This window comes from Williamsia sp. DF01-3, assembly GCF_023051145.1.
GTDB lineage: Bacteria > Actinomycetota > Actinomycetes > Mycobacteriales > Mycobacteriaceae > Williamsia.
On the sequence record NZ_JALKFS010000005.1, the window covers coordinates 1,173,400 to 1,200,271 of the forward strand.

At 65.0% G+C, this 26,872-nt stretch carries 28 protein-coding genes and 1 pseudogene; 13 read left to right on the forward strand and 16 right to left on the reverse strand.

Features of this window, described 5'->3' with window-relative positions; genetic code table 11:
- Nucleotides 1–31: 31 nt before the first annotated feature.
- From MVA47_RS07570 to MVA47_RS07580, 3 genes and pseudogenes are all read right to left on the reverse strand, one after another.
- On the reverse strand, nucleotides 32–1,324 hold the full coding sequence (locus MVA47_RS07570; protein WP_247210650.1) for a SagB family peptide dehydrogenase: 1,293 nt from the start codon (nucleotides 1,322–1,324) through the stop codon (nucleotides 32–34).
- Between the two features lie 68 nt (nucleotides 1,325–1,392).
- Nucleotides 1,393–2,376 carry an ABC transporter substrate-binding protein gene (locus MVA47_RS07575; RefSeq protein ID WP_247207338.1) on the reverse strand — a complete coding sequence of 328 codons (984 nt, stop codon included), beginning with the start codon at nucleotides 2,374–2,376 and terminating at the stop codon, nucleotides 1,393–1,395.
- 20 nt (nucleotides 2,377–2,396) lie between these two features.
- Nucleotides 2,397–3,097: pseudogene (locus tag MVA47_RS07580) on the reverse strand (siderophore-interacting protein).
- Nucleotides 3,098–3,153: 56 nt separating this feature from the next.
- Between MVA47_RS07580 and MVA47_RS07585 the strand changes: the two are divergent.
- Nucleotides 3,154–3,318, forward strand: coding sequence for a hypothetical protein (locus tag MVA47_RS07585; RefSeq protein WP_156045404.1), 165 nt, complete (start codon nucleotides 3,154–3,156; stop codon nucleotides 3,316–3,318).
- Between the two features lie 180 nt (nucleotides 3,319–3,498).
- Nucleotides 3,499–3,936 carry a MarR family winged helix-turn-helix transcriptional regulator gene (locus tag MVA47_RS07590; protein ID WP_247207339.1) on the forward strand — a complete coding sequence of 146 codons (438 nt, stop codon included), beginning with the start codon at nucleotides 3,499–3,501 and terminating at the stop codon, nucleotides 3,934–3,936.
- Between the two features lie 10 nt (nucleotides 3,937–3,946).
- Here MVA47_RS07590 and MVA47_RS07595 read toward each other — a convergent pair whose 3' ends face one another.
- Nucleotides 3,947–4,747 carry an exodeoxyribonuclease III gene (locus MVA47_RS07595; RefSeq protein WP_247207340.1) on the reverse strand — a complete coding sequence of 267 codons (801 nt, stop codon included), beginning with the start codon at nucleotides 4,745–4,747 and terminating at the stop codon, nucleotides 3,947–3,949.
- A gap of 233 nt (nucleotides 4,748–4,980) precedes the next feature.
- On the opposite strand from MVA47_RS07595, the gene eat reads away from it, so the two are divergent.
- From eat to eutC, 3 genes are read left to right on the forward strand one after another with little or no spacing between them, the layout of a single operon-like run.
- On the forward strand, nucleotides 4,981–6,390 hold the full coding sequence (eat, locus tag MVA47_RS07600) for an ethanolamine permease (RefSeq protein ID WP_247207341.1): 1,410 nt from the start codon (nucleotides 4,981–4,983) through the stop codon (nucleotides 6,388–6,390).
- A 4-nt stretch (nucleotides 6,391–6,394) separates the two neighbouring features.
- On the forward strand, nucleotides 6,395–7,816 hold the full coding sequence (locus tag MVA47_RS07605; protein WP_247207342.1) for an ethanolamine ammonia-lyase subunit EutB: 1,422 nt from the start codon (nucleotides 6,395–6,397) through the stop codon (nucleotides 7,814–7,816).
- The gene (gene eutC, locus MVA47_RS07610) at nucleotides 7,816–8,538 is read left to right on the forward strand and encodes an ethanolamine ammonia-lyase subunit EutC (protein ID WP_247207343.1); all 723 of its coding nucleotides are present in this window, start codon (nucleotides 7,816–7,818) and stop codon (nucleotides 8,536–8,538) included. Before MVA47_RS07605 ends, eutC begins: the two co-directional genes overlap by 1 nt.
- Before the next feature lie 114 nt (nucleotides 8,539–8,652).
- Here the strand turns inward: eutC and MVA47_RS07615 are convergent, their stop codons facing one another.
- The gene (locus MVA47_RS07615; protein ID WP_247207344.1) at nucleotides 8,653–9,225 is read right to left on the reverse strand and encodes a hypothetical protein; all 573 of its coding nucleotides are present in this window, start codon (nucleotides 9,223–9,225) and stop codon (nucleotides 8,653–8,655) included.
- 89 nt (nucleotides 9,226–9,314) lie between these two features.
- Between MVA47_RS07615 and MVA47_RS07620 the strand changes: the two genes are divergently transcribed.
- Nucleotides 9,315–9,746 carry a protein phosphatase gene (locus MVA47_RS07620; protein ID WP_247207345.1) on the forward strand — a complete coding sequence of 144 codons (432 nt, stop codon included), beginning with the start codon at nucleotides 9,315–9,317 and terminating at the stop codon, nucleotides 9,744–9,746.
- Nucleotides 9,747–9,786: 40 nt separating this feature from the next.
- Here MVA47_RS07620 and MVA47_RS26995 read toward each other — a convergent pair whose 3' ends face one another.
- Nucleotides 9,787–10,749: an N-acetyltransferase gene (locus tag MVA47_RS26995; protein WP_247207346.1), complete on the reverse strand. Its 963-nt coding sequence runs from the start codon at nucleotides 10,747–10,749 to the stop codon at nucleotides 9,787–9,789.
- 38 nt (nucleotides 10,750–10,787) lie between these two features.
- Nucleotides 10,788–11,396: a peptide deformylase gene (locus tag MVA47_RS07630; RefSeq protein ID WP_062795192.1), complete on the reverse strand. Its 609-nt coding sequence runs from the start codon at nucleotides 11,394–11,396 to the stop codon at nucleotides 10,788–10,790.
- A 153-nt stretch (nucleotides 11,397–11,549) separates the two neighbouring features.
- Here MVA47_RS07630 and MVA47_RS07635 point away from each other — a divergent pair, with 153 nt between their 5' ends.
- The 4 genes from MVA47_RS07635 to MVA47_RS07650 all read left to right on the forward strand — a co-directional run bounded on the left by MVA47_RS07635 (nucleotide 11,550) and on the right by MVA47_RS07650 (nucleotide 14,517).
- On the forward strand, nucleotides 11,550–11,897 hold the full coding sequence (locus MVA47_RS07635) for a DUF3263 domain-containing protein (RefSeq protein ID WP_247207347.1): 348 nt from the start codon (nucleotides 11,550–11,552) through the stop codon (nucleotides 11,895–11,897).
- Nucleotides 11,898–11,972: 75 nt separating this feature from the next.
- Nucleotides 11,973–12,593, forward strand: coding sequence for a LytR C-terminal domain-containing protein (locus MVA47_RS07640; protein ID WP_308280514.1), 621 nt, complete (start codon nucleotides 11,973–11,975; stop codon nucleotides 12,591–12,593).
- Between the two features lie 104 nt (nucleotides 12,594–12,697).
- Nucleotides 12,698–13,378: a superoxide dismutase family protein gene (locus MVA47_RS07645; RefSeq protein ID WP_247207348.1), complete on the forward strand. Its 681-nt coding sequence runs from the start codon at nucleotides 12,698–12,700 to the stop codon at nucleotides 13,376–13,378.
- A 2-nt stretch (nucleotides 13,379–13,380) separates the two neighbouring features.
- Nucleotides 13,381–14,517: a glutamate--cysteine ligase gene (locus MVA47_RS07650; RefSeq protein WP_247210652.1), complete on the forward strand. Its 1,137-nt coding sequence runs from the start codon at nucleotides 13,381–13,383 to the stop codon at nucleotides 14,515–14,517.
- On the opposite strand, the gene MVA47_RS07655 is transcribed toward MVA47_RS07650, so the two are convergent.
- The 7 genes from MVA47_RS07655 to MVA47_RS07685 are packed head-to-tail and all read right to left on the reverse strand — an operon-like array spanning nucleotide 14,507 to nucleotide 22,324.
- Nucleotides 14,507–15,895, reverse strand: a complete 1,389-nt coding sequence (locus MVA47_RS07655) for an AarF/ABC1/UbiB kinase family protein (RefSeq protein ID WP_247207349.1) — start codon at nucleotides 15,893–15,895, stop codon at nucleotides 14,507–14,509. The two genes, MVA47_RS07650 and MVA47_RS07655, sit on opposite strands and share 11 nt — an antisense overlap.
- Nucleotides 15,895–16,227 carry a monovalent cation/H(+) antiporter subunit G gene (mnhG, locus tag MVA47_RS07660; protein WP_247207350.1) on the reverse strand — a complete coding sequence of 111 codons (333 nt, stop codon included), beginning with the start codon at nucleotides 16,225–16,227 and terminating at the stop codon, nucleotides 15,895–15,897. Before mnhG ends, MVA47_RS07655 begins: the two co-directional genes overlap by 1 nt.
- A 2-nt stretch (nucleotides 16,228–16,229) precedes the next feature.
- Nucleotides 16,230–16,493, reverse strand: coding sequence for a monovalent cation/H+ antiporter complex subunit F (locus MVA47_RS07665; protein ID WP_023955466.1), 264 nt, complete (start codon nucleotides 16,491–16,493; stop codon nucleotides 16,230–16,232).
- The gene (locus tag MVA47_RS07670) at nucleotides 16,490–17,251 is read right to left on the reverse strand and encodes a Na+/H+ antiporter subunit E (RefSeq protein ID WP_247207351.1); all 762 of its coding nucleotides are present in this window, start codon (nucleotides 17,249–17,251) and stop codon (nucleotides 16,490–16,492) included. Before MVA47_RS07670 ends, MVA47_RS07665 begins: the two co-directional genes overlap by 4 nt.
- Complete coding sequence (locus tag MVA47_RS07675; protein WP_247207352.1) at nucleotides 17,248–18,861, reverse strand: Na+/H+ antiporter subunit D; 1,614 nt, start codon at nucleotides 18,859–18,861, stop codon at nucleotides 17,248–17,250. The genes MVA47_RS07670 and MVA47_RS07675 overlap by 4 nt, the downstream gene beginning before the upstream one ends.
- On the reverse strand, nucleotides 18,858–19,424 hold the full coding sequence (locus MVA47_RS07680; protein WP_023955459.1) for a Na(+)/H(+) antiporter subunit C: 567 nt from the start codon (nucleotides 19,422–19,424) through the stop codon (nucleotides 18,858–18,860). Before MVA47_RS07680 ends, MVA47_RS07675 begins: the two co-directional genes overlap by 4 nt.
- Nucleotides 19,421–22,324: a Na+/H+ antiporter subunit A gene (locus MVA47_RS07685; protein ID WP_247207353.1), complete on the reverse strand. Its 2,904-nt coding sequence runs from the start codon at nucleotides 22,322–22,324 to the stop codon at nucleotides 19,421–19,423. Before MVA47_RS07685 ends, MVA47_RS07680 begins: the two co-directional genes overlap by 4 nt.
- 277 nt (nucleotides 22,325–22,601) lie before the next feature.
- Between MVA47_RS07685 and MVA47_RS07690 the strand changes: the two genes are divergently transcribed.
- Nucleotides 22,602–23,024: a hypothetical protein gene (locus tag MVA47_RS07690; RefSeq protein ID WP_247207354.1), complete on the forward strand. Its 423-nt coding sequence runs from the start codon at nucleotides 22,602–22,604 to the stop codon at nucleotides 23,022–23,024.
- 149 nt (nucleotides 23,025–23,173) lie between these two features.
- Entirely contained in the window at nucleotides 23,174–23,776 is a 603-nt protein-coding gene (aroQ, locus tag MVA47_RS07695) for a gamma subclass chorismate mutase AroQ (protein ID WP_247207355.1), read from the forward strand.
- A gap of 36 nt (nucleotides 23,777–23,812) precedes the next feature.
- Here aroQ and MVA47_RS07700 read toward each other — a convergent pair whose 3' ends face one another.
- Complete coding sequence (locus MVA47_RS07700; protein ID WP_247207356.1) at nucleotides 23,813–25,363, reverse strand: HNH endonuclease signature motif containing protein; 1,551 nt, start codon at nucleotides 25,361–25,363, stop codon at nucleotides 23,813–23,815.
- Between the two features lie 230 nt (nucleotides 25,364–25,593).
- Nucleotides 25,594–26,157, reverse strand: coding sequence for a dihydrofolate reductase family protein (locus MVA47_RS07705; RefSeq protein WP_247207357.1), 564 nt, complete (start codon nucleotides 26,155–26,157; stop codon nucleotides 25,594–25,596).
- Nucleotides 26,158–26,343: 186 nt separating this feature from the next.
- Between MVA47_RS07705 and MVA47_RS07710 the strand changes: the two genes are divergently transcribed.
- Nucleotides 26,344–26,868 (forward strand): hypothetical protein, encoded by a 525-nt coding sequence (locus MVA47_RS07710; protein WP_247207358.1) that lies wholly within the window; start codon nucleotides 26,344–26,346, stop codon nucleotides 26,866–26,868.
- The last annotated feature ends 4 nt before the right edge of the window (nucleotides 26,869–26,872 follow it).

The following is a 26,872-nucleotide window of genomic DNA, read 5'->3' on the forward strand; positions in this document are numbered from 1 at the left end:
TCGGTTCTAGTCCGCGACTGGGCTGTTCGAGTCACCGACGCGGGGAGCCGAGTACCAAACTTCCCATGGCACATTCGGTCATCTCATCGACCCCGGCCAGTTCGGCGAATGCGGCGGTGTCGCAATAGCCCTGCGCCACCGACCCCAGGCCCATGTCGGTGGCCACCAGCGACATCGTCTGGGTCAGCACCCCGACATGCTTGAGCATGACTGCGTAAGGAATCTGCTCGTAGGTCCACATCACCCGTCCTACGCGTGCAGCGAAGACGAACAGGATCTGCGGCAGCTGTCCGTCGGCGAGAGTCAGCGACGACGGGGTGAGCAGCCGGCTGATCGCCGGATGGTCGATGGCCGTCACCGGACGCAACGCGTGATCGAATGCGTCGTAGTGGTACATCCCTGGAGCGAGTCCCTGCGCCTGTCGCACAACGGGATACACCTCCATCTCGTACAGACCCCCGCCCGACGGGAATGGCTTTGACGGGAACTCCTCGTCCCCGATTGCCCGCAGCGTCCGGTTCCGTGCCGTGCGAAAGAGGAACTCTCCGAGTTGGTCGATGGTGGGCGGGGACTGGGCCGCGAAGTCTCGGCACGAGGTGCGGTCCTCGATCGCGGCGGTGAGTGAGTCCCCGGCGACGCGCAGGCTGTCCAGGTCGGGGGAAGGCAGGGCGATCGGGTCTGTTGCATAGGCGGTCTTGCGCGCGGGCAGTGGCGGGAACGTGCCGGCAGCCCATTTGGTCGGTCCGAAGCGTCCCCAGTCGCGGGTGCGCACACCGAACGTGCTCCGGCGATGGAACCACAATTCGTGTGGACCCCAACTGCGGGTGGCGAAGTCGTCGTGCTCGGACTGCGGGTCGGTGACAAAGCCCGCCCAGCCCAGGTCGTCGGCCAACCTGGACAGGGCATCGGGAGAGATCTCCCCGGTGGCGGACATCCCTGCGATGGCCGCGAGCACCCGCCCGTCGTGTATCTCGATGTCACACCACGACATCGGATGTTCTGCCACACAACGATCGTCGTTCCGATGGATCACGGCGAACTTCGAGAGGGTGATCGGTAACCGGCCGGCCTCGGGAATCGTTCGCGGCGGCGGCGGCGCAAAAGGCAGCAGCGAGTACAGGTCCACTCCGCCCGACCGGACGGTGACCCTCAGCAGTCCGGCCGCGACGAGTCGATCGAGCAGAGGGCTGACACGGGTGTCGGCCGGGTCGAGTTGGGTGGGTTCTCGGCCCAGCGCTTTGAGCAGTCGGATCTGTTCGGGTGACAGCCCGGTGAGGCGCTGTTTGTCGGGCAACAACACCGCCACGCCGCCGGGTGCGGTCATGCAGGACGCCCCCGGCCGGAAGGCGTAGACGAACTGCAGGTCACCCACCGACGACGGGCTCGCCCCGGTCACTTGGCAGCGGCGTCGAATGCGGGCGTGATCTTGTCGAGGACGTACGGAAGTGACAGCGGCGACGGTTGATTGATGCCGCTGATCTCGGCGACACTGAGCCACGACACGGCTTTGTCCTTGACCGAGGTCAGGTTCTTGTATCCCGGCAGGCTTTCGAGGGCGCCCCGCATCTGCGGTGAATTGGCCGTCACCACCAGCAGATCGGAGTTCATCATCGGCACGTTCTCGGTGGAGATCGGGAAACGTGGTTCACCGTTCTTCTTGAACGTGTCGAGCAGGCTGGGGGCCATCGCCATACCGAGGGACGAGAACAGGGTTGCCGCACCGTCATTGGGGTCACCGAAGACCTGGATCTGGTCATTGGTGAACATGTACGCCAACGAGAACGTCTTGCCGTTCAGCCCGGGATGGTCCTGCTTGATCTGGTCGACCTTGGCGTGGACGCCATCGATGATCTCCTTGGCCTTGTCGGGCTGGCGCAGCACGGTGCCCATGAAGGTCACCATGTCCTCCCACGGATCGACCTGCTGGCCGGTGATCGACGGGATGGTGGGGGCGAGCTTGTTCAGCTTCTCGTAGGTCTCCTGCTGTTCGCCGAAGTTCGTCGACAGGATGAGCTGTGGATCGACGGACGCGACCTGACTGGCGACGTCGCGAGCAGGGTCCACCGACTGCGACGAGGCAAGGCGTTCGCCCACCCACGGCGTGGGTTCCTTGGTGAGCAATTCGACGTTGTCGAGGTAGGCCACCGGCGTCACACCGAACGCGAGGGCAACATCGGTCCACTGGGTACCGAGGGTGACGATCCGTTCCGGCGTGCCGTCGATGGTGACCTGACCCATCGAGGTGTTCACCTGGATGGGACCGCCTGCGGAATCGTCTTTCTCGTCGGGGGAACTGCAGGCGGAGATCAGCAGGATCAAGACGGCGAACACTGCGGTGAGGGCCGGGGCCCCGAGACGGGTGAAGCGGGTGGACATCTGCACTCTTTCGCTGACGGTCATTTCCAGTAGGCCTGAGACTTGATCGCGGACTTGGGGATCTTGTGTATCGCCTTGAGCGACTTGACGATGTCGCGCGTGGTGTGGAACTCGCAGGCAACCCATGCGTATGCTTCTGGGCCGCAACTCAACTCGCTCGCGGCCCTCCGCAGAGCCTGCCCCTTGTCTCCCCGGTCGAGCCACTGCACAGTTGTGCGGGGAGTGGAGCGCAGCGGTAGATCGCGGTCCGAGTCGTGCTGGCACTCGAGCCAGACGCGCACAGGCACGTCGCCGACGACGTCGAGCAGCGAGTTGATCGCAGGCAGGGACGCGGGGTCGCCGAACAGGAGGTACTCGGCTGGGGGCGGTGTCGGGATCTCGAACTTCGAACCCATCACCGACGCGTCGATCTCGTCGCCGGCCACCGCGGAAGTCGCCCAGTCCGATGCCGGGCCGGGGTGGAGCGCGAACTCGATGTCGAAGCGGTCGGCCGCCGGGTCGGGATCGACCAGGGTGTATCCCCGTTGCTGCACCTTGTCACCGTTCGGGATCCACAGTCGGATCCACTGGGTCGGGTGACTCGGGTGGTGTTCCAGCAACCCCCGGCTGCGAATCCGAGACGGATGTAGCGGTCGGTGATCTGCTGTTTGCCCGTCACCGTGAGTCGGTAGTCGTTCGCCCCGAACGCCTTGAGGGCCAAACCGGACAGTCCTCTGGTCATGGGGTGAGCTTAGCCTAAGCTCCCTATCAATCAGGTTGCCGTGTTGTAATGGGCAAATGCAGCCGCAAGACGACGATCCGACGCAGGAGATCCGGGCCGTCGAACCGGAATCAGGCGTCAACACGGCGACCGTTCTCGTGGCTGTCGGTGTCTCGGCCGTGGTCGCCGCACTGATCGTGACCAGCGGGCTCGTCTTGATCCTCATCCTCCACACCCGGTGAACCGCCGTCAGTTGCACAGGCTGTGTCGCCCTGGTGACGAGTTCGTGTGAGGGGTGGTCGGATGCCGTCGACGACCGTCATGATGGTCACTGCGCCAATGGCGTCCTCCGATGGCGCCAAGAGCTCAGTGAACGATGATCTCTCGAAGGCGCCGAGCACCGAACTGACAGGATCGAAGTCATGACTGGCCAGACCACCACCGCATCGTCGCTGTACCGCGATTTGACCAGGATCACCCGGGCACTGCGTCAGCGGACCGGCCAGCATTCGCAGCCGCTCAGTGCCTTGTCGGCGATGTGGGTCCTGATGGCGGCCGAGGCGCCGATCCGGCTCTCCGAGCTGGCCGAACGTGAAAACGTCACGGTGCCAACGATGTCGCGGATCGTGACCGCTCTCGAACGGGATGGTCTGGTGGCCAGGACCGCTGACCCCGCCGACGGCCGGGCGAGTCTGCTCGCCCTCAGTGACGCCGGCAACGAACTGGTGAACGGCAGCAGATCGCGTCGTATCCAGGCTTTGGAGAAGGCACTCGACGGACTCGATTCCGCCGAGCGCGAAGTGCTGGGCCGCACCCTGCGCGTGGTCGCCGACGAGTTGGTGGAAGACCGCGAGCAGTGACCCGCCGGTCCTAGCCGAGTTCGACGATCACGGGCGCGTGATCGCTGGCGCCCTTGCCCTTTCGTTCCTGGCGGTCGATCTCTGCACCGGTCACCCGCGCGGACAGCGCCGGTGAACAGAGTGCGAAGTCGATGCGCATCCCCTCTTTGCGTGGGAACCGCAACCGTGTGTAGTCCCAGTACGTGTACACCCCCGGGCCAGGTGTGTGGGGGCGCACCACATCGGAGAACCCGGCATCGACCACCGCACGGAACGCCTTGCGCTCGGGCTCGGATGTGTGTGTCTTGTCGGCGAAGAGTGCGGGGTCCCAGACGTCGTCGTCGGTGGGGGCGATGTTCCAGTCTCCGGTGAGCGCGATCTGCGCCGTCGGGTCGTCGGTGAGCCATCCCGCCGCGGTATCACGCAGCGCAGCAAGCCATTCCAGCTTGTAGGTGTAGTGGGGGTCGTCGAGGCTGCGGCCATTGGGCACGTAGAGACTCCACACCTGCACCCCGCCACAGGTGGCACCGATGGCCCGGGCCTCGACCGCGGGATCCACGTCGGCGTCTTTGCTGAACCCCGGCTGGTTGTCGAATGCGGTGCGGACGTCGGTCAGCCCGACCCGCGACGCGATGGCCACGCCGTTCCACTGGTTGTATCCGATCGTCGCGAGGTCATATCCCGCCGCCGCGAACCCCATGGCGGGGAACTGGTCGTCGTTGCACTTGGTCTCCTGCATGGCCAGCACATCGATGTCGGCCCGTTCGAGCCAATCGACGACCCGCTCACTCCGGGCCCGGATGGAGTTGACGTTCCAGGTGGCGATACGCATGCCTCCGAGCTTTTCATACCGGAGGGGTAGGCCGGCGATACCAGGACCTATCAGGTTCTCGGGTCAAGGGATCGCCACATGGCCAACAAATAGCCCCGTCAATGAATGTCAAAGAACTCCGTGCCACCCACCGGTCTGCCGAATTCCCGCATGGGGTGGAAGGGGCCGAAAGACGAAACACGTACGAAAACTCACGCTAACGGTGCGGTTTCAGTCGCCGGATACCTTGCGGCATGACTGAAACCGTTGCACAGTCGGAAAGCTCCGACTATCTCGAAAAGCGTCAACTACGCAAGGGCACGGCCGGCTGGGTGCTGCTGGCCGGGCTCGGCGTGAGTTATGTGATCTCCGGCGACTACGCCGGGTGGAATGCAGGGCTGCTCGAGGGTGGCTTCGGTGGTCTGCTCATCGCCTCGGTCATCATCGCGGCGATGTACCTGGCCATGGTTCTCGGCATGGCCGAGATGTCCTCTGCGTTGCCCGCGGCCGGAGGTGGCTACACCTTCGCCCGTCGGGCGATGGGCCCGTGGGGTGGTTTCGCCACGGGCACGGCCATCCTCATCGAGTACGCCATCGCGCCTGCGGCGATCGCCACCTTCATCGGGGGTTATGTCGAATCGCTCGACCTGTTCGGCATCTCCGATGGCTGGTGGGTCTACCTGGCCGTCTACGTGGTCTTCATCGGCATCCACCTGGTCGGGGCCGGCGAAGCACTCAAAGCGATGTTCGTGATCACCGCCGTCGCACTGGTCGGCCTGGTGATCTTCGGGATCGCTGCGCTCGGCAAGTTCGACGCGGGTCTGCTCACCGACATCGCCCCGGACCCCGACGCCGCGGGATCGTCGGATTTCATGCCGTTCGGATACCTGGGCATCTGGTCTGCGCTTCCCTTCGCCATCTGGTTCTTCCTCGCGATCGAGGGTGTTCCGCTCGCCGCGGAGGAAGCCGAGAACCCGGAAAAGAACGTGCCGCGGGGCATCATCGCCGCAATGGGCGTGTTGCTCCTGACCTGCGCGCTGGTGTTGTTCCTCGCCACCGGGGCCCTCGGGGCCCAGGGTGTGGGGGAGTCCGCCAACCCGCTGGTCGACGCGCTCGACGGCACCACCGCGACCGTCGTCAACTACATCGGGCTGGCCGGCCTGGTCGCCAGCTTCTTCTCGATCATGTACGCATACTCGCGCCAACTCTTCGCGCTGTCGCGTGCGGGCTACCTGCCGACCGTGCTGTCGGTGACCAACAGCCGCAAGGCGCCCACCTGGGCGCTGATCATCCCGGGTGTCATCGGGTTCGCCCTGACCTTCACCGGTGAGGGTGCGATCCTGCTCAACATGGCGGTCTTCGGGGCGGCGCTGAGCTACGTGTTGATGATGGTGAGCCACATCGTGCTACGCGTTCGCGAGCCCGAGATGGAACGGCCGTACAAGACGCCCGGAGGCATCGTCACGACCGGATTCGCGCTGGTCATCGCGGTGGCCTCGGTGATCGCCACCTTCCTGGTCGACACCACTGCGGCTTTATGGTGTCTGGCAGCGTTCGTCGCGTTCATGGCCTACTTTGGCCTGTACAGCCGCAAGCACCTGGTGGCGTCCTCGCCCGACGAGGAGTTCGCCCTGCTTGCCGAGGTCGACAAAGAAATGGAATGAGGGTGTGACCGTCTATCGACACACGCTTACCGGCACCACCTACGCCTTCGACGGCTTGGTCGAGCTGCTGGCAAAGGCCACTCCACGCCGAAGCGGCGACGAGTTGGCCGGGTGTGCTGCCGAGTCGGACACCGAGCGGGCGGCAGCGCAGTGGGCACTGGCCGACGTCCCGCTGACCGTGTTCCTGTCCGAGGCGGTGGTGCCGTACGAAACCGACGAGGTCACCCGACTGATCATGGATTCGCATGACAGCGAAGCCTTTTCGCCGGTCTCGTCGATGACCGTCGGTGGTCTTCGTGACTGGCTGCTCGAGGTCGCGGCCAGGCCCTCCGACGTCGCGGCGAGGACATTCCGGAACGTCGCGCCGGGTCTGACGCCGGAAATGGTTGCGGCGGTGAGCAAGTTGATGCGCAACCAGGACCTCATCGCGGTCGCCAAGGCGATTTCGGTGGTGACGGCGTTTCGTACCACCATCGGGCTTCCAGGCCGGCTGGCCACACGGTTGCAGCCCAATCATCCGACCGACGATCCAACCGGGATCGCCGCGGCCACCCTGGATGGTCTGCTGCTCGGATGCGGCGACGCGGTGATCGGGATCAATCCGGCCACCGATTCACCACACGCCACATCTGAACTGCTGTTGTTGCTCGATGACATCCGTCAGCGGTTCGAGATCCCCGTGCAGTCGTGCGTGCTGTCGCATGTCACCACCACCATCGGTTTGGTGGAAGCCGGTGCGCCGGTGGATCTGGTGTTCCAGTCGATCGCGGGAACCGAGGGGGCTAACAAGGGGTTCGGCGTGGATCTGGCGCTGTTGCGCGAGGGCAACGAAGCAGGCCGGTCGTTGTCACGCGGGACTGTCGGCGACAACGTGATGTACCTCGAAACCGGCCAGGGGTCGGCCCTCTCCGCAGGGGCACACCTCGGAACCGGTGGTAGGCCGGTGGATCAGCAGACTTTGGAGACGCGGGCGTACGCCGTTGCGCGAGAACTGGATCCGCTGTTGATCAACACGGTCGTCGGCTTCATCGGCCCCGAGTACCTCTACGACGGCAAGCAGATCGTGCGGGCCGGACTCGAAGATCACTTCTGCGGGAAGTTGCTGGGGCTGCCGATGGGTGTGGACGTCTGCTACACCAACCACGCCGAGGCCGATCAGGACGACATGGACGATCTGCTCACCCTGCTCGGGGTTGCCGGCGTGCCGTTTGTCATCACCGTCCCCGGAGCCGACGACGTGATGCTCGGCTACCAGAGCCTGTCGTTCCACGACGCGCTGTACGCGCGGCGGACGCTCGGACTCAAGCCGGCTCCAGAGTTCGAGGCGTGGCTCGACAAGGTGGGAATGCTGGGAGCCGACGGCCGGGTGCTCGACCTGGCCCCCGAGTCGTCGCCGCTGCGCAGCCTGACGGGGCCGGTGGCCTGATGAGCGACTTGTGGGACGGTCTGCGTTTACGGACCGCTGCTCGAATAGGGCTGGGGCGCACCGGCGATTCGCTGCCCACCAGCAGAGTGCTGGAGTTCGCCGCCGCCCATGCCGCCGCTCGCGACGCGGTGCATCAGCCACTGGATGTCGGGGGCCTCGCGGCCGCAGTGGCCGAGGTGGGTCTCGGCGAGCCCATCGTGGTCACCAGCAAGGCATCCGACCGCAGCGAATACCTGAGGCGTCCGGATCTGGGCCGCACACCTGACGACCTGACGTCAGTCTCGGACGTCGGCGCGGACATCGGCTTCGTCCTGGCGGACGGGCTGTCGCCGATTGCCCTGTCCGAACACGGAGTCGGATTGCTCTCGGCACTCAAAGACGTTCTCGCACCGCGTTACTCGCTCGCCCCGCCGGTCATCGCAACCCAGGCGCGGGTGGCCCTCGGCGACCACATCGGTGCGGCTCAAAGGGTCGGGACACTGATCGTCATCATCGGCGAGCGGCCGGGGCTGTCGGTGGCCGACAGTGTGGGCATCTACCTCACCCACCTCCCGAAGCCCGGTCGGGCGGATTCGATGCGCAATTGCATTTCGAACATCCATCCGCCCGGGGGCCTGGGGTACACCGACGCCGCACGCGTCTGCGCGGCGCTGGTCGACGGTGCCCGCAAGCTGGGGCGCAGCGGTGTGGACCTCAAGGACAACAGCCGGGCCCTCACCTGACCTGCCCCTCGCCCTCACCCCTCACCCCTCACCTAAAATCGCTCCACTTGCCTGCGTTCGATCCGGTTGCACCGGGCTCGAACGCAAGCAGGTGGAGCGAATTCGGCGGGTGGGTCAGAGCCCGGGGCCCTCGGCGCGCAGGTTGTCGACCTCGTCCATCGCCGTTCGGAGTTTGCCCAACCACTCGTCGGTATGCGCGCCGACCAGTTTGACCGACCACGCCAGCGCGTCGGCGCGGGAGCGGGCTACTCCGGCATCAACGAGAGTGTCGAGCACCTGACGTTCGGGCTGGCGGAGCCGGGTCATCACCGGAACGGCGATGTGGGTGAAGAGGATTCGCTGGTCACCGACCTTGACGCCCCAAGACACCTTGCGCGCATAACGGGCCTGTGCCTCGTCTGCGATGGCCATCCGTTCACCGCGGGTGTCCTCTCGGAAACGCGACGCCCGACCCTCTGCTGCTGCAGCCGCGTTGCCCTCCTCGCCGGTGTCCGGCGGTGTGAGTGTGCCGATCACGGTGATCTCGTCTCGGTCGACGGTGACCTCGACAGGCCCTGAGAACCAGCTGTCGGGAAGTCGTCCGGCGAACCAGGCGGCAGCGTCGCCGGCGTCGGGTAGTTCGGCCTGTTGCCAGCCGCCGCGGCGTCCGGCTCCCGGTCCGCGCGAGCCTCGGTGTTCGTTTTTCATGATGTCTCCTCGGTAGGTGATTACATGATTACATCGTTACAGACCGCCGTCGAGGTCGTTCGCTGTCGGCAGAGCGCTAGGCTCGCGGTATGCCCCTCACCTGGGAGAACTCTGAGTCAGGCCTCATGCGCCTGCCGTCGGGCCGAGTGATTCGCGGTCGCGGTCTGCGACACAACACGACCTCTGAATCAGTCCCTGACTTCGGGCTGTACCTGCTGGGGGCCAGGCCTCCCGCAATGACCTGGGAGAGTCGATGGGTGCGGTGGCGTGACTTCTGGCTGCCGGCTGACCCGGTGGACTTCCGGTCGGCGTTGCACGAGCTGTTGGATCGCGCCATGTCGGAGCGGGTCGAGATCGCCTGCGGCGGCGGATACGGACGCACCGGTACTGCGATGGCGTGCCTGGCGATCATCGACGGGGTGCCCGCAGCCGACGCAGTGGCGTACGTGCGGGCCACATACTCGCCGCGAGCGGTCGAGGTCCCGTGGCAGCGCCGGTTTGTGACGCGCTTCAAGTCCTGATCTCACGGTCGGCGGGGAAAGGACCCGCTCGGCGGGGGCGTCAGTAGTCGATGTACCCGTAACTGTGGTGCAGGCCAAAACCCAAGCGGCGGTACCACTCCCGTGCAGTGTTGTTTCCGGTCTCGACCTGCAGATAGATCGACGTGGCGCCCTGCGACTCACCCCACTGCTCCAGTGCGGTGAGGATCGACCGCCCGAGCCCGCGGCCCCGACTCTCGGGCGCGGTCCACAGTGCCGAGAGGCCCAGCCACCGATCGTCGCGGAGTCCGTCGGTCACCGCCCCTCGGCCGATCGCCACGAGTGCGCCGTCGGAGTCGTGAATGCCCGCGAACGCGAGGGTGCCGCCGTCGACCGCGGACACCACGGCAGCGGCCAGTGGGGCGTCCGAGTCACGATGCGCGGCGCAGTATTTCGCAGCCCATCGTTCGGTGGGGCTGTCAGTGATGTCGACCGGATGATCGGGGGACGATGCCAATACGCCGATCGGAGCGGTGAGTGCTTCGACCGTGATGACGTAGTCGTCAACCGGTACATGTGAACCCGGGATCAGCCGGGTCACCACAGCCAGCTTCAGTGGCAGATCGCGCTCGGCGTACCACTGCCGTAGAAGCTCGACCGTTTCGCCATCGACCTTCGCGCCCATCTCCAGCGGCACCGCCGAATTGGCACGGCGGCTGAACCCGCCGCCCGCCCGCGCGCGCCAGCCGCTGATCATCTCCCACTCGAGGCCGGGCCAGCCTCGGGCCGCGGCCACCTCGAGCGACCGGATCTCGGAGTTCCGGACCGGTTTGATCGACAGGACCTTGATGGCCTGCACCAACGAGGTGGGCACCCGGACCGACTCGTCACCGCGCCGGACCACCAGCACGGACGAATCGCTCGACTCCAGCACCCCGGTGACATCGCTCAACATGGCCGACTCGTCGGAGCGCCAGTCGGCCGGGGCGCCGGGACCCTTGTGGAAGCGGACCACCACCCGGTCCCCGGGTGACGGGGTGCTCACGCGCGGCGGCCGGTCACACGCCGACCCGGCCGATGCGGTCAGTCCTCGTCATCGTGTCCGAAGGGATCGGCGTCTTCGCCGGGTAGCCAGGAGAGCCCTGGCACCCCCCAGCCGTTGCGCTTGATCGTTTTCTTGGCCGCGCGTGCGTTGCGCCCCATCAGCACGTCGACGTACAGGAAGCCGTCGAGGTGGCCGGTCTCGTGCTGCAGCATCCGGGCGAAGAATCCTTTGCCCTCGATCTCCACCGGGTCGCCGTTGCGGTCCACCCCGGTGACCTTGGCCCAGTCGGCCCGGCCGGTCGGGAACTGTTCGCCTGGTACCGACAGGCACCCCTCGTCGTTGTCGTCGGGGTCGGGCATCGTCTCGGGAATCTCCGACGTCTCGAGGACGGGGTTGATCACCTCGCCGCGACGACGAGGACCCGTGCGGCCGTCGCCCTCGGGGCAGTCGTACACGAACATGCGCTTGGCGACACCGACCTGATTGGCCGCGAGTCCGACACCGTTGGCGGCATCCATCGTCTCGTACATGTCGTCGAGCAGCGCGGCCACGTCGGCGGGGGCCTTGCCCTCGGCGTCCAATGCGACGATTTCAGTCGGGTTGTGCAGCACCGGATCACCGACGATGCAGATGGGAAGAATTGCCATGGGGGTCAGATTACTCGGCACGCCATCGCGCGAATTCCTTTGGCGGCGTGGTTAGATGTACTGCGAACCACACTGTTGTAATTCACACCGTTGATAGCGACGAACTCCGGTGTGGCGACGGGGTGGAGCAGGACCGATTCTCAAGGGAGCGAGATGGACGGCGCAACCGCGCGAGACCAGCAATCCGGGCAGGCGGACAACTCACACCAAGGCCACGCAGAGCTCGGTCCGGGCGAGGTCGGGGCCGACGGATTGACTCGGCGTGAGCATGACATCTTGGCCTTCGAACGGCAGTGGTGGAAGTACGCCGGTGCCAAGGAAGAGGCCATCAAAGAACTATTCGGTCTGTCTGCGACCCGTTATTACCAGGTGCTCAATGCCCTGGTGGACCGGCCGGAGGCGCTGGCCGCAGATCCGATGCTCGTGAAGCGACTCCGTCGTCTGCGTGCGAGCCGGCAGAAGGCCCGGGCGGCTCGCCGGCTCGGGTTCGACGTCACCTGATGGGTGTGCCGACCCGCCGCGCGGGGTCGGGCCGCAAATTTTCGTAAGGTTGGCAAGTTTCGTAAGGTTGGTCCAATGACCACGTCCGACCGTCCAGACCAGCCCGGGGATGACCCGAGCGGGACCGGCACGAACAGTCCGGACTCGGGCACATCGGGCTCGCGTCGAGCGCGGCCCCCAGCGCCGGCCCGCTCCGAGGCGGCCCACCTGCCGTTACGTGCCGGAGCGATGCTGTTGCTGGCGATCGCAGTGGTGTTCATCGGACTCGGATGGCACTCGGCAGCCACCGGTGACTCCGATCCCGAGGCGGGCCTCGAGGCAGCTCAGAGCCGCCAGCCCACATCGTCGTCACCGGCGACCACCACTTCAAGCGGCGCCGAGACGTCTGCGAGCAGCAGCACATCGACGTCGGTGGACCCCGACCGGCCGCGCGTGTGCATCTTCAACGCAGGCACCGTCGGCGGGCTCGGGCAGACGTATCGCAAGCTCGTCGACGATGCGGGCTGGACCACGGCGACGCCGTCCAATCTTCAGTCGGCCAGCATCACCGAGAACACCATCTTCTACACCGCGACGCAGCAGGAGTACGCCGATCAGCTGGCCGAAGAACTCGGCGGCGACATCTCGGTGGATCCCCGTCCGGCCGCCTTCAGTCAATGTCAGGGTGGCCTCGTCCTGATCGTCGTGACGCGTTAGCCACTCAACCGGCGGCGAACCGTGTGCGGGGAACCGATATGATTTCGCTGACTACTACCAACGGTAGAACTGCACTCGACCGCCAACTGCAAGGGAGCTCAACCATGGCGCAGCGTTCGCTCAGGAACTTGACCGGCACCCGGCGAATCGCCGCGCTGGTGGCACCCGCCGCAGCCGTCGCGCTGCTGGTTGCGGGTTGCAGTCCGGACGAAGAGCCGACCGACGCCAAGGGAACCACTCCCAGTGTGCTCACCGGGAACCCGGCACCCGAGGATGTGGGCGCGATCGGTGCGCCCAGCGAAGGTGGCGAGGCCACTGCCGAACTCCAGACCCCCAGTGGCGAACCGGCAGGCGAGGCGACGTTCACCACAGCGGAGGGTTCGGTGATCGTGAGTGTGAAGGCCGAGAACCTCGCCCCGGGGTTCCACGGCATGCACCTGCACGCGGTCGGCAAGTGTGAAGCCAACTCGACGCCTCCCACCGGGGGCGCAGCCGGTGACTTCCTTTCCGCGGGTGGCCACCTGCAGGTCGAGGGCCACTCCGGTCATCCGGCCAGCGGCGACTTGGTCTCAATCTTCATCGACGAGGCCGGCAATGGCGAGACCACCACTGCCAGTGACGCTTTCAGCATCGAGGACATCATCGACACCTCGATCATGATCCACGAGAAGCCGGACAACTTCGGCAACATCCCCACCAAGTACGCCCCCGCCCCTGATGAGGAAACCCTCGCCACCGGAGACGCGGGCAAGCGCATCGCCTGCGGTGTCATCGAAAAGAGCTGAGAATAAACAACGTTCGCTCCATCGATTTCAACGCTTCCCCACGGCCCACGCTGGGCGTGGAGTGGGAGTTCGCGCTTGTCGACAAACAGACGCGAGATCTGTCGAACTCAGCGGCGCAGCTGTTCGAGCGTGTGAGCGAACTGGACAATCCCAGTTCCGGGGATCGGATCCACAAGGAACTGCTACGCAACACCGTTGAATTGGTGACGGGTATCTGCCGTACCACGGGTGAGGCAATCGCCGACCTCGAAGAGTCGCTGTCGGTGGTGCGCTTGATCGCCGACGATCTCGGTGTGGATCTGTTCGGCGCAGGTACCCACCCGTTTGCACTGTGGTCCACCCAGCAGTTGACCCCGTCGCCGCGGTACGCCGAGCTGATCGAGCGGACCCAGTGGTGGGGCCGGCAGATGCTGATCTGGGGTGTTCACGTTCACGTCGGGATCAACCACCGCGACAAGGTTTTGCCGATCGTGTCGTCGCTGCTGAACCAGTATCCCCATCTGCTGGCGCTGTCGGCGTCGTCGCCGATGTGGTCGGGGCAGGACACCGGGTACGCCAGCAACCGGGCGATGATGTTCCAGCAGTTGCCCACGGCCGGCCTGCCGTTCCAGTTCCAGCGGTGGAGTGAGTTCGAGAAGTTCGTCGGTGACCAGATGACCACGGGCATCATCGAGAACCTCAACGAGATCCGTTGGGACATCAGGCCTTCTCCGAACCTCGGTACCGTCGAGATCCGGGTGTGTGACGGCGTCTCGACCATTGCCGAATTGGCCGGGCTCGTGGCACTGATCCACTGCCTGGTGGTGGATCTCGATCGGCGCCTCGATGCCGGGGAGACACTGCCCGACATGGCCCCTTGGCTGGTGCAGGAAAACAAATGGCGTGCAGCCCGTTACGGACTCGACGCGATCATCATCACCGACTCGGACTGCAACGAGAGGTTGGTGACGGACGACCTCTACGACATGCTCGACCGTCTCACTCCGGTCGCCGTCGACCTCGGGTGCGCCGACGAGTTGGCGTCGGTCGCCGACATCCCCGGCCGCGGTGGCTCGTACCAGCGTCAGCGGCGCACATTCGCCGACACAGGAGACATGGTGGCCGTGGTCGATCAGGTTGTCTCCGAACTCAATCGCTGAACGTCCGCCGTCGCCACCACAGATCGATCTGACCCAGTTCGGTTTCGGGTTCGGCCCCCGTCAGCCATTCGGCTTCGATCCGACACCAGTTCGCCGTTGCCCGGAGTTGCCCGAGCATCGCGCAGGTGTAGAACTCGACGCGGCGCGCGATCAGATTGTCTTCGGGGAAATGTTGTTCTCGCGCCGCGCTGCCGTACTCGGTGGCCGGGTGCACCGCGGAGATCATGACGCCGTTGGCGATATCCGGGGTGATGGTCAGTTCGGCGTCGTCCGTGTGCCACCAGGTGGCGTCTCGAACGTAGGACAGCACGTCGGCGTCATCGATGGACTCCTCGCTGATCAACACATGTCCCTGGCGGAGGACTTGAGCCACCTCGGCAGCGTCCCCGGCGCGAGCGGCGATGACCGCACGACGTTCCAGGTCCCGGGCATTGGCCGACATGGTCTTGCAGGATCCGAAGTCGAGGAACGCCACCCGGCCGTCGTCGGCGAGCATCACGTTTCCCGGGTGTGGATCGCCGCAGAAGGTGGCGTCGGTATGGATACTGCCGCAGTAGAAGCGGTAGATCACCTCGCCGACCTGGTCTCGTGTGTCGGCGTCGAGGGTGGTGATCTCGTCGAACGGTATCCCGGTGATCAGCTCGGAGGTGAGGACCTTCGATGTGCACAGACTTTCGACGACATCGGGGATCTGGATGAACGGGTGCCCGGCGTAGCGGTCCGCGAGACGACGGTGATTGGCCGCCTCGGCCCGATAGTCCAGCTCTGACAACATGTCCCCGGAGATCTCCCGGACAAACGACTGGGGGTCCACCGTCGGCAGCAGGCCCTTGTAGAGGCGCAGGGCCATCGCGAGATTCTTCAGGTCTGCCCGGACCACCCGGTCGATACCCGGGTACTGCACCTTGATCGCCACGTCGCGCCCGTCCATCAATCTGGCCTGGTAGACCTGGCCGATGGAAGCGGCTGCAATCGGAGCCGGATCGATGAACTCGATGCGGGACATGTTCGAGCCGAGCTCATTACGGACAACCTCGAGCATCGTCTCCGAGGAGACCTGAGGGGCGTTGTCGCGCAAGATCGCCAGCTTGCGGTGGAAGCCGTCACGCGCGTGGGCAGGTACCATACCCAGGTCCATCATCGACAGGAACTGCCCGACCTTCATCGCTGCGCCCTTCATCGACCCGAGCACGGTGATGAGTTCGTCTGCGGCGGCGAGGGCATCGAGTTCGGCGCGCGAACGCCGTTCATCGGGTGTGGCACCCACCCCGGCGGCACGCGAGCGGACGCGGCGGGCAACCGAATGGGCGGCAACCTTTCCCAGTTCACTCCCGCGGCGTACACGAGAGGTGGGGGGAAGCTGATCGTCGCCCGTCATCAGTCGCTGCGGGGGGATTCGAGCTCGCTGCTGTCGATCAGGTCGTCTCGCACCCGTTGCTCCTGATACGCCAGTTTACCGACGCGGTGCGCGATCACCGGTGCGGTGATCAGCGCGAAAATCCCGGTCAGCACCAGCATCCCGAAGTCGACGGTGTCCCACAGACGGATCATCGCCGCGATCAGTACCAGCAACAAGCCGAGGGTTTGCGGTTTGGTGGCCGCGTGCATGCGGGTGAGCGTGTCGGGGAATCGCAAGATGCCCACCGATGCCGTGAACGCGAGAGTCGAACCGGACAGCACCAGCACGGCGACGAGGATGTCGGAGACCATCGTTAAACCTCGTTGTCCCGGACGCGGAATCGGGCGACTGCAACCGTGCCCACAAAACTCAGCAGCGACAAGGCGACGAGGCCGGACACCACTGTCGAATCCATCGAATATGCGGCCCACACGGCCAGCGAGCACATCGCCATCGCGACACCGGTGTCCAGGGCGACCAGGCGGTCGAGCGTGTTGGGGCCGATGAGGATCCGTGCGGTTGTGAGTACCGATGCTGCCAACAGCAGACCGGCGGCGATCATCCAGACCACGTTCATGACTGCGCTCCGCTCCGAAGATCTTGGCTGTCTTGGCCACCGACTTCATCGTCGATCCCATGGTAGGGACTGGCATGCCATTCGCTCTCACGCTCGAAGGCTTTGATGAACAGCCTTTCGATGGTGGCGACCTGCCCGTAGAACGCCTTCACCTTCTCCGGTGAGCTCGCGTCGATGAGGTGCACGTACAGCAGACGGCGACTGTGGTCGATCTCCACGACCATGGTGCCGGGCACCAGATTGAGGTAGTCGACCGCAAGGGTCAGCACCATGTCGGATTTGATGGCCAGGCGTGCCCGGACCACCGCGCTCAAGGGTGGCTTGCCCGGGCGCACCGACAGCCACGCCACCTGCAGGCTCGACCGGAACAGGTCGATCACCAGCCGGATCACCAGTTCGAGGATCGTCAGCGGATGGATCCGGCCCTCGACCGGTACGCGCGGCAAGGGCAATGCGATCAGCACGAGGAGTGCGATACCGAGACCACTGACCACCGTCGCGATGTCGTAGGTACCCCACAGCAGCACCCACACGAACGTCAACCACGCCATCGTCCACAGCCGGACGGCCACTTCGCGCGCATTTCCGCCGAACCAGCGCTTGATGTGGATGTGGGACTTGAGGAAGAGGAAAGTCTTCACCGAATACCACGCCAGGAAGATGACCGAATAACGCCAGGCGTTCACCAGGTGCGCCCGGATGGGGCCCCGGGGAGCCGGGGGTTGGGGCCGCTGTCCGGGGTCGGGTTTGTCGGTCATCGGGGACCTCCTGCGCCCAGGACGGCGTCGAGGTAGATGCTGGAGTCGATCAGGTCGGCAGCGGCCGATTCGGTGAACTCGAAGAACGGCCCGGCCCACAACGTCAACACGAGTCCGGCAGCCACCATGGCAATGGTCGGGACCACCATGCCGATCGGCATCCGGCCCACGTCGGCGCGGTCGTCGAACGACACGTCGGCCGAGCCCTCGAGAAGCGCTGCCGGTCCCGCATCGGCCATGTCACCGTCGGGAGCATCAGCGCGCGGCCGCCAGAACGCCTTGGTCCAGACGCGGGCGACGACGTAGAGGGTCAGCAGGCTGGTCACCACCGAGCCGGCCACCAGGATCCAGGCCAGCACGCTGCCCTCTTGTACACCCGCCTCGATCAGTGCGACCTTGCCGATGAAGCCCGAGAACGGCGGGATGCCGCCCAGATTGAGCGCTGGGATCAGGAACAAGGCAGCGAGCAGAGGACTGGCCGCCAGACCGCCAAGACGTCGTAGTGACGCCGAGCCTGCCTGTCGCTCGATCAGCCCCACCACGAGGAACAGAGTCGTCTGGACCAAAATGTGGTGCGCCACATAATAGATCGCGCCCGACAGCCCGAACTCGGTGGACAGAGCGATGCCGAAGATCATGTACCCGATGTGGCTGACCAGGGTGAACGACAACAGACGTTTGATGTCGGACTGCGCGATGGCGCCGAAGATCCCCACCAACATCGTGAGAAGTCCGGCCACCAACAGCACCCGGTCCATTGCGCCGCCGGGGAACAGCAGGGTGTGCGCGCGGATGATCGCGTACACACCGACTTTGGTGAGCAGGCCGGCGAAGACCGCAGTGACGGGGGCGGGGGCTGTGGGGTAGGAGTCTGGCAGCCACGTCGACAACGGGAAGACCGCGGCCTTGATGCCGAACGCCACCAGCAGCACCGCGTAGAGCGCACCTTTGGTCCCGTCGGGAACATCTTCGAGCCGGACCGCCATCTCCGCGAGATTCAGCGTGCCGGTGGCTGCATACGCAAACGCGATGCCTGCCAGGAAGATCAGTGACGACACCATCGAGACCATCACGTACGAGACGCCGGCGCGCACCCGGTCTGCGCTGGCACCAAGAGTGAGCAGCACAAAGCTCGCGGCGAGCAGCACCTCGAACGAGACGTACAGGTTGAACAGGTCGCCGGCGAGAAAGGCGTTGCAGACGCCGGTGCACAACAGCAGATAGGTCGGCAAGAAAATTGACACCGGCTGTTCGGTGGTGCCGTCGCGGATACCCTGCCCGACGGCGTAGAGCATGACGCAGAGCAGCACCGCGGTGGACACCACCAGCATCAACGCCGAGAGCTGGTCAGCCACAAGCGTGATACCCAGGGGGCCGAGGTCACCGCCCTTGGAATCCCAACCGCCGACGTGCAAGGCATACGTACCGTCGCGGTTCGTCAGATAGAGCAGGAGGCACGAGGCGACAAACGCGACCGCGATCGCCGCGACTGTGACCACACGCTGGAATCGGGGGTACCGCCCCATGATCAGGGTCAGCACCGCGCCCATCATCGGGGCGAGGACGGGCGCGACGATGAGCGTCGAGAACCACTCGTGCGACAAGGTCATCGGCCATCACCGTCACGGTCGGTCGGCTCGAAGTCATCACTGTCGTCGGCGCTGGGCAGCAGGTCGGTCTGATGCAACTCGGCACGGGCGCGCAGTTGTTCGTCGGTGAGTGGGTTGCCGTCATCGTCGAACAGGTCGCCCCGGAACGTGTCGAGACCGGTGATCGGGTCGTCGCTGCGGTCGCGGTCGGGTGCGGTGGCGCTCGACTGCGACTTCACCTTGAGGTCTTCGGGATCGTCGTCCACCTCGTCATCGGTGTTGATCATGAAGGAGCGGTAGGCCAACGACAGGACGAAGGCAGCGATGCCCATCGTGATGACGATGGCCGTGAGCACCATGCCCTGCGCCAGCGGATCGGCGTCTCCGGTGCGGCCCTCCGACGTGCGACCGATGATCGGCGGATTGCCCATGGCTCCTGAGACGGTGACGATCATCAGGTTGATCGCGTTGCCCACCAACAGGAGTCCGAGCAGCATGCGGATGAGACTGCGTTCGAGCAACAGGTAGACGCCGCAGGCGGCCATCAGAGCGACCACGATCATCAGGCCGAGGTTGATGGTCATCGTGCCGCCACCTCCTCGGGCTCGGACTGGTCGGCGTCGCGGCGCACCCGTGGATTGTCTTCGTCGAGCCGGGCGCCGAGACTGCGCAGTACGTCGAGCACCAGGCCCACCACGATGAGGTAGACACCCAGGTCGAAGAACAGGGCGGTCACCAGTTTGACGTCGCCGAAGATCGGCAGCGTGAACTCGAACGTCGCCGACGAGAGGGCAGGTGCGCCGAGCAGAATCGACGCGGCAGCGGTACCGGCAGACAGGCCGAGCCCGACGCCGAGAATGCGCCCCGCGTCGATCGGTAGCGCCTCGCCGAGTTCGTATCGGCCGCCGGCCAGGTAACGCAGAACCAGCGCCAGGCCCATCGTCAGACCACCTGCGAATCCGCCGCCCGGAGCGTTGTGACCCGCGTAGAAGAAGTAGAGCGACAACACGATCATCGTCGGGAAGAGCAGCCGTGTGGTGGCCTCGAGCACCATCGACCGATGGCGTGGATCGCGGAAGTCGCTGCCACGCAACCACGTGGTGCGTTCACCGAACAGCTGCTCGCCGTCGGTTTCAGGTCGGGGAGTGCGTGCCCTGGTCGCATCGGCCACACGTGGTGCGGCACCGAACCGGCGGTGGCGGAACACCATCGACGCGACACCGGTTGCGGCAACCATCAGGACCGACACCTCACCGAGGGTGTCCCATGCGCGGATGTCCACGAGCAGTACGTTGACCGCGTTGGAGCCGTTGCCATATTTGTATGCGGCGTAGGGGATCTCGGTGGACATCGGAATGGTGTTGCGGGCGGCGGCGGCGAACAGACCGACGACCACGAGTAGCGCGCCAAACGCCAGGCCGAGCAAGGCCCGCAACGGCTTGAACCCGGTGGCATGGCGGTTCTCCGCCTCGGCGGGGAGTTTTCGCAGGACCAGTACGAAGATGACCAGCGTCAGTGTCTCCACCAGGAACTGGGTGAGCGCGAGATCGGGTGCGCCGTGCAAGGCGAACAGCACGCCGCAGCTGTAGCCGGTGACCCCGACGACGAGGACGGCGGCGAGCCGGTTGCGCAGGACGGTGGCGGCGATCGCTGCGGCCACCATGATCCCGCCGATCACGAACTGGACGGGAGACTCGAAGCCGTTGATCTCCAGCCTGTTCCGTTGCCCGAGGAAGAGGACAATCGTGGGTAGGAGCACCAGCGTGATCACGATGACACCCTGGGTGAGTGGCAACGACCCCCGCTGGGTGTTGCGGGTGAGGTTGATCGAGATGGTGTCCGCGCCGCGCAGCACCGCGTCGTAGATCCTGTCGGCGTTACCGAGCGCGGGACGCACAAAACCCAGCCGGCCGAGTTCGCGCACCAGGAGGAACAGTGCAGTGCCTGCGACCACTGCGATGGCCGTGAAACCTAGGGCGAGGTTGAAGCCATGCCACAGCGAAAGGTGGGCTATGCCTTCGTCGTAGCTGGGAACCGTTTCTGCGTAGGGCTCCACGCGCTTGCCGATGAGTCCGGCGAGTGGACCGGAGACCACCCCGGCGACCGCGAGTATCGCCGCCGGCGCCTGGAACGCAGCGCTCGGACGGTGCATGCGCGCCACTGCTGGGCTGGGCTCGGCCTTGCGTTTGCGGCCGAAGGCGCCCCACAGGAATCGCAGCGAGTAGGCGACGGTCAGAGTGGATCCGAGTACCAGCACCAGGACCACCACCGGCCCCTGCCATTCGTTCAGGGCGCCCGTGTCCCAGATCTCGGCGAAGGCGGTCTCCTTGCCGACGAATCCCAGGGTGAGGGGGAGGCCCGCCATGCTGGCGGCCGCGAGTGCGGCGATGCCCGCCAACACAGGGGTGCTGTGACCGAGTCTGGCGAGTTTGCGCAGGTCGCGGGTGCCGGTGGAGTGGTCGATGATGCCGACCACCATGAACAGCGACGCTTTGAACAGCGCATGGGCCACCAGCATCGCCATCGCCGCCATCGCGACGTCCTCGTCACCGATGCCGACGAGCACCATCAGGAACCCCAACTGCGAGACCGTTCCGAAGGCGAGCACCAACTTGAGGTCGTATTCGCGCAGCGATCGGAATCCGCCGAGGACCATGGTGGCGCAGCCGAGCCCGACCACCAGGACGTCCCATGACACGAGGTCCGAGAAGCCCGGGGCGAGCCTGGCCACCAGGAAGATTCCGGCCTTGACCATGGCCGCGGCATGCAGATAGGCGCTGACCGGGGTGGGGGCCGCCATGGCACCGGGAAGCCAGAAGTGGAACGGGAAGATCGCCGACTTGCTGAGCGCACCGATCAGGATCAGGACGATGGCCACGGTGACCGTCCACCCGACCGGGGGGTCGGCCACGATGTCCGACAACAGGTAGGAGCCGGCTTTCTCGCCCAGCATCACGATGCCGACCAGCATCGCGAGTCCACCGGCCGTGGTCACGAGCAGGGCCTGGGTGGCGGCTCGGCGGCTCGTCGCGCGGACGGCGTAGAAACCGACCAGCAGGAATGACAGCACCGTGGTCAGTTCCCAGAAGATGTAGAGCACCAGCATGTTGTCGCTGATGACCAGCCCGAACATCGCGCCGGCGAACGCCACCATCTCGGCCGCGAAGCCGGCAACCCGACGACGCACCTCGCTGAAGTACTCGGCGCAGTAACAGAGCACCAGGGCTCCGACCCCGAGCACCAGAACAGACATGACGGCCGCGAGCGTGTCGAAGCGGAAGTCGATGTTCATCTGCAGGGCGGGGACCCAGCTGAAGGATTCCGTCCGGACGCCGTGTTCGTCGTCGGGCCAGTTGAGCACCACCCACACCAGGCCGCCCAGCGGTGCGAGCGCGAGGAGGTAGAAGCCACGCCTGCCCAGGGCGGTGATGATCGCAGGGGCCAGCACAGCCGTGATGGCCAAGGCGGCCAAGACTGCGATCAAGAGGCACTCCGTCGATCGAATGGGCGGGGTGTCGGGTGGGTCGTGACAACGGGGACAGGCACACCGAACAATGCCTGCGACCGTTCACCGAAGACGGATTAGCTCCGGTTTGTTGTCACCCAGTCTACCGTTGCTGCTGCTAGGTGCCGTATTCGGGGATGAGGCGGCCACCGAGGTCGCCTCTCGCCGCTGGTCACCGCAAAGCGGACAAGTTGGTGTTCCCGACAAGATCGCAGCCGATCGGGCACAACGGGACCCCACCCCCTACTCTGTTCGCATGAGTCGGGTGCGAGTGGTTCTGGTGCTGATGATCACGGGTCTTGCGCTGGTGTTGGGAGCGTGCGGCGGAGAGAGCGAGGACGCTGAATCGACCACGGTCGGGTCGGTGAATCTGCCGCAAGATTTCCCGGATCAGGTACCGCTGATCGAAGGTTCGATACTCGCCGCGGGCGGGACCGCGCAGGAGGGCTGGAACCTCACCGTCGCCGGCAAGCCCGACGCTGGGAATCCTTTCGACAACGCAGGCAAGGTCCTGACCGACGCGGGGTATTCCGAGGAGTTCCGGCGGCAGGAGGGTGGCCAGACCGTCGCCGGCTATGGCGCCGACAAAGACGGCAAGCGCTACACGGTGGTGATCGGGACCACGGCCGGCTCACCGAGCGGCCCGACATCGATCACCTATCTCGTGTCGCAACGCTGACACTGCTCATCGGTCGTCGCGCGCCCCGGTCCGGCGATCGCAGTAAATGGGCCGACGGCTGAAGGATCGGCGTGTGGCAATTCGCAACGCTCGGCCCGGTCTCGGCGAGTACGGTCGCATGGAATTGGGCTGGACGGGTCGGAGGAAGAATGCGGGCAGTACGAATCGTTGCGTCGTTCCTGGTGATGTCGTTGGCCGCGGTCGGTGCGGTGTTGGCGGGCCCAACAGCTCATGCGACGCCGGTAGGCCATGATCGAGTCGTCCAGCTGGTCAACACTATTGGTGACCGTCTGATCGTGGCCCATGAGGTCGCCCAGTCTAAGTGGCACTCCGGCAGCCCGATCAACGACCCTGTTCGTGCGGCTACGGTCATCCAGGCCGCGTCGGACTCGGCGGACGCTCACGGGCTGGATCGAGCGCGGGTGGCTGCGTTCTTCACCGATCAGGTTCAGGCGGCGACCGGTGTTCAATATGCGTATCACTCCACATGGACCCTCTCGGACCAAGCGCAGTTGTCCATCCCGAACCCGCCGCTGTCGGATCTACGGACCAAGCTCGACAGCATCTCGTCACGCCTCCTGACCGACCTTGCCGGAGTGAGGTCGGCGAACACCTCACCGCAGTTCTGCCAACTGTCGGTAGTCGCGGCAAGCGGTCCGACCGCTGCACGGGTCATCGCCGATGCCGGCGATCCCGCAATGATTCCTAGCATCGTGACGGCAATGCGGGTTGCAGTGCAACATATTTGCTGAGATAGGTGTGCGGTCGGATCGACCGTGTCGAGGTTGCTATTCGAGATGCGTTGCTTCGTCGTCTGATTCGGAACCCACATTTGGTGGAGCATTTCGTTGCTGTTGCATGCGTTCTTCGCGTTCGTTGAGTGCCGCTTGGCGTTCGGTGATGATTTCTTGCCATGCCGCCTCGATGGTGTGGTCGGTGTGGTGGGCCCGGTTGATCCGTGGTTGTTGATCAGGGTCGATGTATGTGGGTGGGATCCACGCCACTCGGCCGGCGTCGGGGCCGTCGCGGAGCATGATGGTTTGCCACTGGTCCTCGCCGGGTCCGATCATCGCGTGATGCGGGATGCACGCCGGGGCCAGCTCGTCGATGTCGGTGTGTCCGCCATCGGCCCAGGCGGTGGTGTGATGGATTTCGGTCCAGGAGATGGGGTTGCGGCAACCTGGGCTGGTGCAGCCTCGGTCTTTGGCGAACAACGCCATCCGCTGGCCTTGCTGGGCGGTGCGTTTGGCCCGGGCGAAGTAGAGAACGTCCGCGGAGTGGTTGGCGAACACCGCCAACGACCACTCCGAGCGGGCGGCCAACTCCAACGCATCTTTCACGGGTACATCAACTCCGGAGGCGGTATGGGCGATGCCCGCAGCCTCATCAAGCTGTTGTTTGCTCATCGTGATGATGACCTGCACCGGCAGGCCACGATGGGAAGTACCCAACAGCTTGTACTCGAGAATCGTCTTCAGGATCGCCTTGAATGCATCGTGTTGACGTTGGGCACGCGAACGGGTATCGCGCCCGGCCGCGGCCTCGATGACCGCTGGATCCATGGTCGGGTCGTGCACCGCCCCCACAGGTGAGTTGGGGTCGTCGGGGTTGTTCATTCCCGGTGCTGCCCACACGTCCATCACCGTGCGAAACAGCGCCAACGTAGCTGGGTCGAGGTTGCCACTGATTTTGGCCATCATGTCCAACCCCTGCGCACCGTCGGACAGACCCCGGTTGCGTTTGCGGTCGGCGTCATCGGTGAGTGTCCCGTCCGGATCGACCCGCGCAAGGACTTCCCGGCCGCAGACTTCGAGTTCAGTGGGCCCCAGGGTGCGGGCGTTGTCGGTCATCCAGGCATCGACCACGTCATACACTTCCGACGCTGATTTGTGCGGGATTTTGTCGCGCACTTTGAGCATCACATCCATGTGCGCCAACCCAATCGCCCCCTCGGCCAATGCTTCGGCCGCGGCCGGACATTTCGGGGGCAGCGCCTCACCTTGCATCGACAACAACTCACCGGCCGCATCGAGTGCTTTCAACCGCGAGGAGGCATCACCACGAGAGACCCGCAGTTCACTCATCACGAACCGGTGCAACGTGGAATGACCAGCCTTACGAAACAAGCCGCGGTCGTTCACCTCCTGCAACCGCCGAAGGCCTTGAAAGGTCAGTGCCCGAACCACTCTCTCGTTCACCCGCACCAACTCAGCAACCTGCACATCATCAACATCAGCCGACGACGCCCCAGCAATCCGCTGCAGCAGCGCATCAAGATCGCGATACAACCCCACCAACACCGGCATTGACGGTGGATCCACCGTCACCGAATCAGTCATCGACAAGCCCCCCAGCCCTCGAACCCCTTTCACCAAGTCTACCAACAGAATCGGGCATTGTCGAACATGTGTTCGGGTCTGACGGGTTCTAAATCCATGCAGGCTTTGTGTTCGTCTGCAGGTGCTGCAACACCTGCGGGCGAACAAAAGTCCTGCGTTTGATTGCGCTACACCGCGGCGGACCTTCACAGCTGCGAAAGGTGTTGCTCTACAACGGTTGTCGTCTCGAACTACCGCACGACATCGAAGATCTGCTTCTGGATGCCGTTGCCGTACACCTCGTGCTCGACCAGGTTGAGCTTGGTGGTGTCTTTGTCGGCCTCGCTGAACAACCGCTTCCCGGCTCCGAGTAGGAGGGGGAACACCAAGAGGTGGTAGCGATCGACAAGACCCGCGTCGGCGAGGCCGCGCCCGAGGGTTGCACTGCCGTGCACGGCGATCGGGCCACCTTCGGTGTCCTTAAGTGCTGCCACATCATCCACCGACCGCAGGATCGTGGCCGGCCAACGTGGGTCGTCCTTCTCGAGTGTTGTCGAGACGACGTATCGGGGCATCGCGTTGTACTCGGCGAACTCGTCCATGGTCGGCCAGATCGGAGCGAACGCCTCGTACGACGTGCGGCCCAGCAGTAGTGCTGTGGTCGCCTCCTGCTCGCGCCCCTTGATCTCGTAGGCAGCTTCGTCGAACTCGACATCTTTGAAGGTCCACCCCGAATTGCGATACCCGGGCTCGCCGCCCGGTCCTTCCATGACACCGTCCAGCGAGACGAATGCGGTGACGATCAATGTGCGCATGACAAACCTCCGTGATGGGTGCCTCGGCCCGTGCCGAAGCTGTTCTCATCCCTACGTCGAACGAGAGAACCGGAAATCGACACGAATTGCAGAGGAATCACGCGAGAAGAGACACGCGGCGCCGGTGCACCCCTTGTTCCGCCGCCGTGTTCGCCAGCGAATTAAGAATGCCTCGACAATACTGAGGTGGTGAAAGCGTCAAATCAGCCTGAGGTCGAGGTGTATCGGTTGTGGGACTGGGCCGGCTTGATCGGCTTGTGCGCCGGTGTGGTGGCGGCCGGCGCATGGTTTGTCACCGACAACGGGCACCAGCGTGCTCCGGTGCAGGCCCCAGGCCAGTACCAGTCGGTGGACACACCCGACGTGATCTGGTGGCTGCCCTACATCTTCGGGGCCACCTTCGGGCTGGCGGGATTGGCGGTACAGAGTCTTCTCGAGCGGGCGAACACGCTGGTGACCCCGCGAGTACGCGATGGTCTGCTCATCGCGGGGTGCACGGCCGGAGGCGCTGGGGCCGCGGGTGCGGTCTGGCTCATTCCCCAGCAGTTGGTGTTCCAGGACACCGCGGGCCATGGCACCACCCTCTCGCGGGGCGTGGTCTTCGTCGCGCTGCCGGTGCTCGGACTGCTCGTCGGTACCGCCCTGGCCGCGCGCCGGCATCGCACCGCATCTACGACGTCGCTGTCCAAGACGCCGTCGATGGCGCATTGAGAGG

Coding starts and splice junctions, on each gene's coding strand:
- MVA47_RS07570 (WP_247210650.1), bottom strand. CDS start 1,324: ATGACCGCACCCGGCGGCGTGGCGGTGTTGTTGCCCGACAAACAGCGC.
- MVA47_RS07575 (WP_247207338.1), bottom strand. CDS start 2,376: ATGTCCACCCGCTTCACCCGTCTCGGGGCCCCGGCCCTCACCGCAGTG.
- MVA47_RS07585 (WP_156045404.1), top strand. CDS start 3,154: ATGCAGCCGCAAGACGACGATCCGACGCAGGAGATCCGGGCCGTCGAA.
- MVA47_RS07590 (WP_247207339.1), top strand. CDS start 3,499: ATGACTGGCCAGACCACCACCGCATCGTCGCTGTACCGCGATTTGACC.
- MVA47_RS07595 (WP_247207340.1), bottom strand. CDS start 4,747: ATGCGTATCGCCACCTGGAACGTCAACTCCATCCGGGCCCGGAGTGAG.
- eat (WP_247207341.1), top strand. CDS start 4,981: ATGACTGAAACCGTTGCACAGTCGGAAAGCTCCGACTATCTCGAAAAG.
- eutC (WP_247207343.1), top strand. CDS start 7,816: ATGAGCGACTTGTGGGACGGTCTGCGTTTACGGACCGCTGCTCGAATA.
- MVA47_RS07615 (WP_247207344.1), bottom strand. CDS start 9,225: ATGAAAAACGAACACCGAGGCTCGCGCGGACCGGGAGCCGGACGCCGC.
- MVA47_RS07620 (WP_247207345.1), top strand. CDS start 9,315: ATGCCCCTCACCTGGGAGAACTCTGAGTCAGGCCTCATGCGCCTGCCG.
- MVA47_RS07630 (WP_062795192.1), bottom strand. CDS start 11,396: ATGGCAATTCTTCCCATCTGCATCGTCGGTGATCCGGTGCTGCACAAC.
- MVA47_RS07635 (WP_247207347.1), top strand. CDS start 11,550: ATGGACGGCGCAACCGCGCGAGACCAGCAATCCGGGCAGGCGGACAAC.
- MVA47_RS07640 (WP_308280514.1), top strand. CDS start 11,973: ATGACCACGTCCGACCGTCCAGACCAGCCCGGGGATGACCCGAGCGGG.
- MVA47_RS07645 (WP_247207348.1), top strand. CDS start 12,698: ATGGCGCAGCGTTCGCTCAGGAACTTGACCGGCACCCGGCGAATCGCC.
- MVA47_RS07655 (WP_247207349.1), bottom strand. CDS start 15,895: ATGACGGGCGACGATCAGCTTCCCCCCACCTCTCGTGTACGCCGCGGG.
- mnhG (WP_247207350.1), bottom strand. CDS start 16,227: ATGGTCTCCGACATCCTCGTCGCCGTGCTGGTGCTGTCCGGTTCGACT.
- MVA47_RS07665 (WP_023955466.1), bottom strand. CDS start 16,493: ATGAACGTGGTCTGGATGATCGCCGCCGGTCTGCTGTTGGCAGCATCG.
- MVA47_RS07670 (WP_247207351.1), bottom strand. CDS start 17,251: ATGACCGACAAACCCGACCCCGGACAGCGGCCCCAACCCCCGGCTCCC.
- MVA47_RS07675 (WP_247207352.1), bottom strand. CDS start 18,861: ATGACCTTGTCGCACGAGTGGTTCTCGACGCTCATCGTCGCGCCCGTC.
- MVA47_RS07680 (WP_023955459.1), bottom strand. CDS start 19,424: ATGACCATCAACCTCGGCCTGATGATCGTGGTCGCTCTGATGGCCGCC.
- MVA47_RS07690 (WP_247207354.1), top strand. CDS start 22,602: ATGAGTCGGGTGCGAGTGGTTCTGGTGCTGATGATCACGGGTCTTGCG.
- aroQ (WP_247207355.1), top strand. CDS start 23,174: ATGCGGGCAGTACGAATCGTTGCGTCGTTCCTGGTGATGTCGTTGGCC.
- MVA47_RS07700 (WP_247207356.1), bottom strand. CDS start 25,363: ATGACTGATTCGGTGACGGTGGATCCACCGTCAATGCCGGTGTTGGTG.
- MVA47_RS07705 (WP_247207357.1), bottom strand. CDS start 26,157: ATGCGCACATTGATCGTCACCGCATTCGTCTCGCTGGACGGTGTCATG.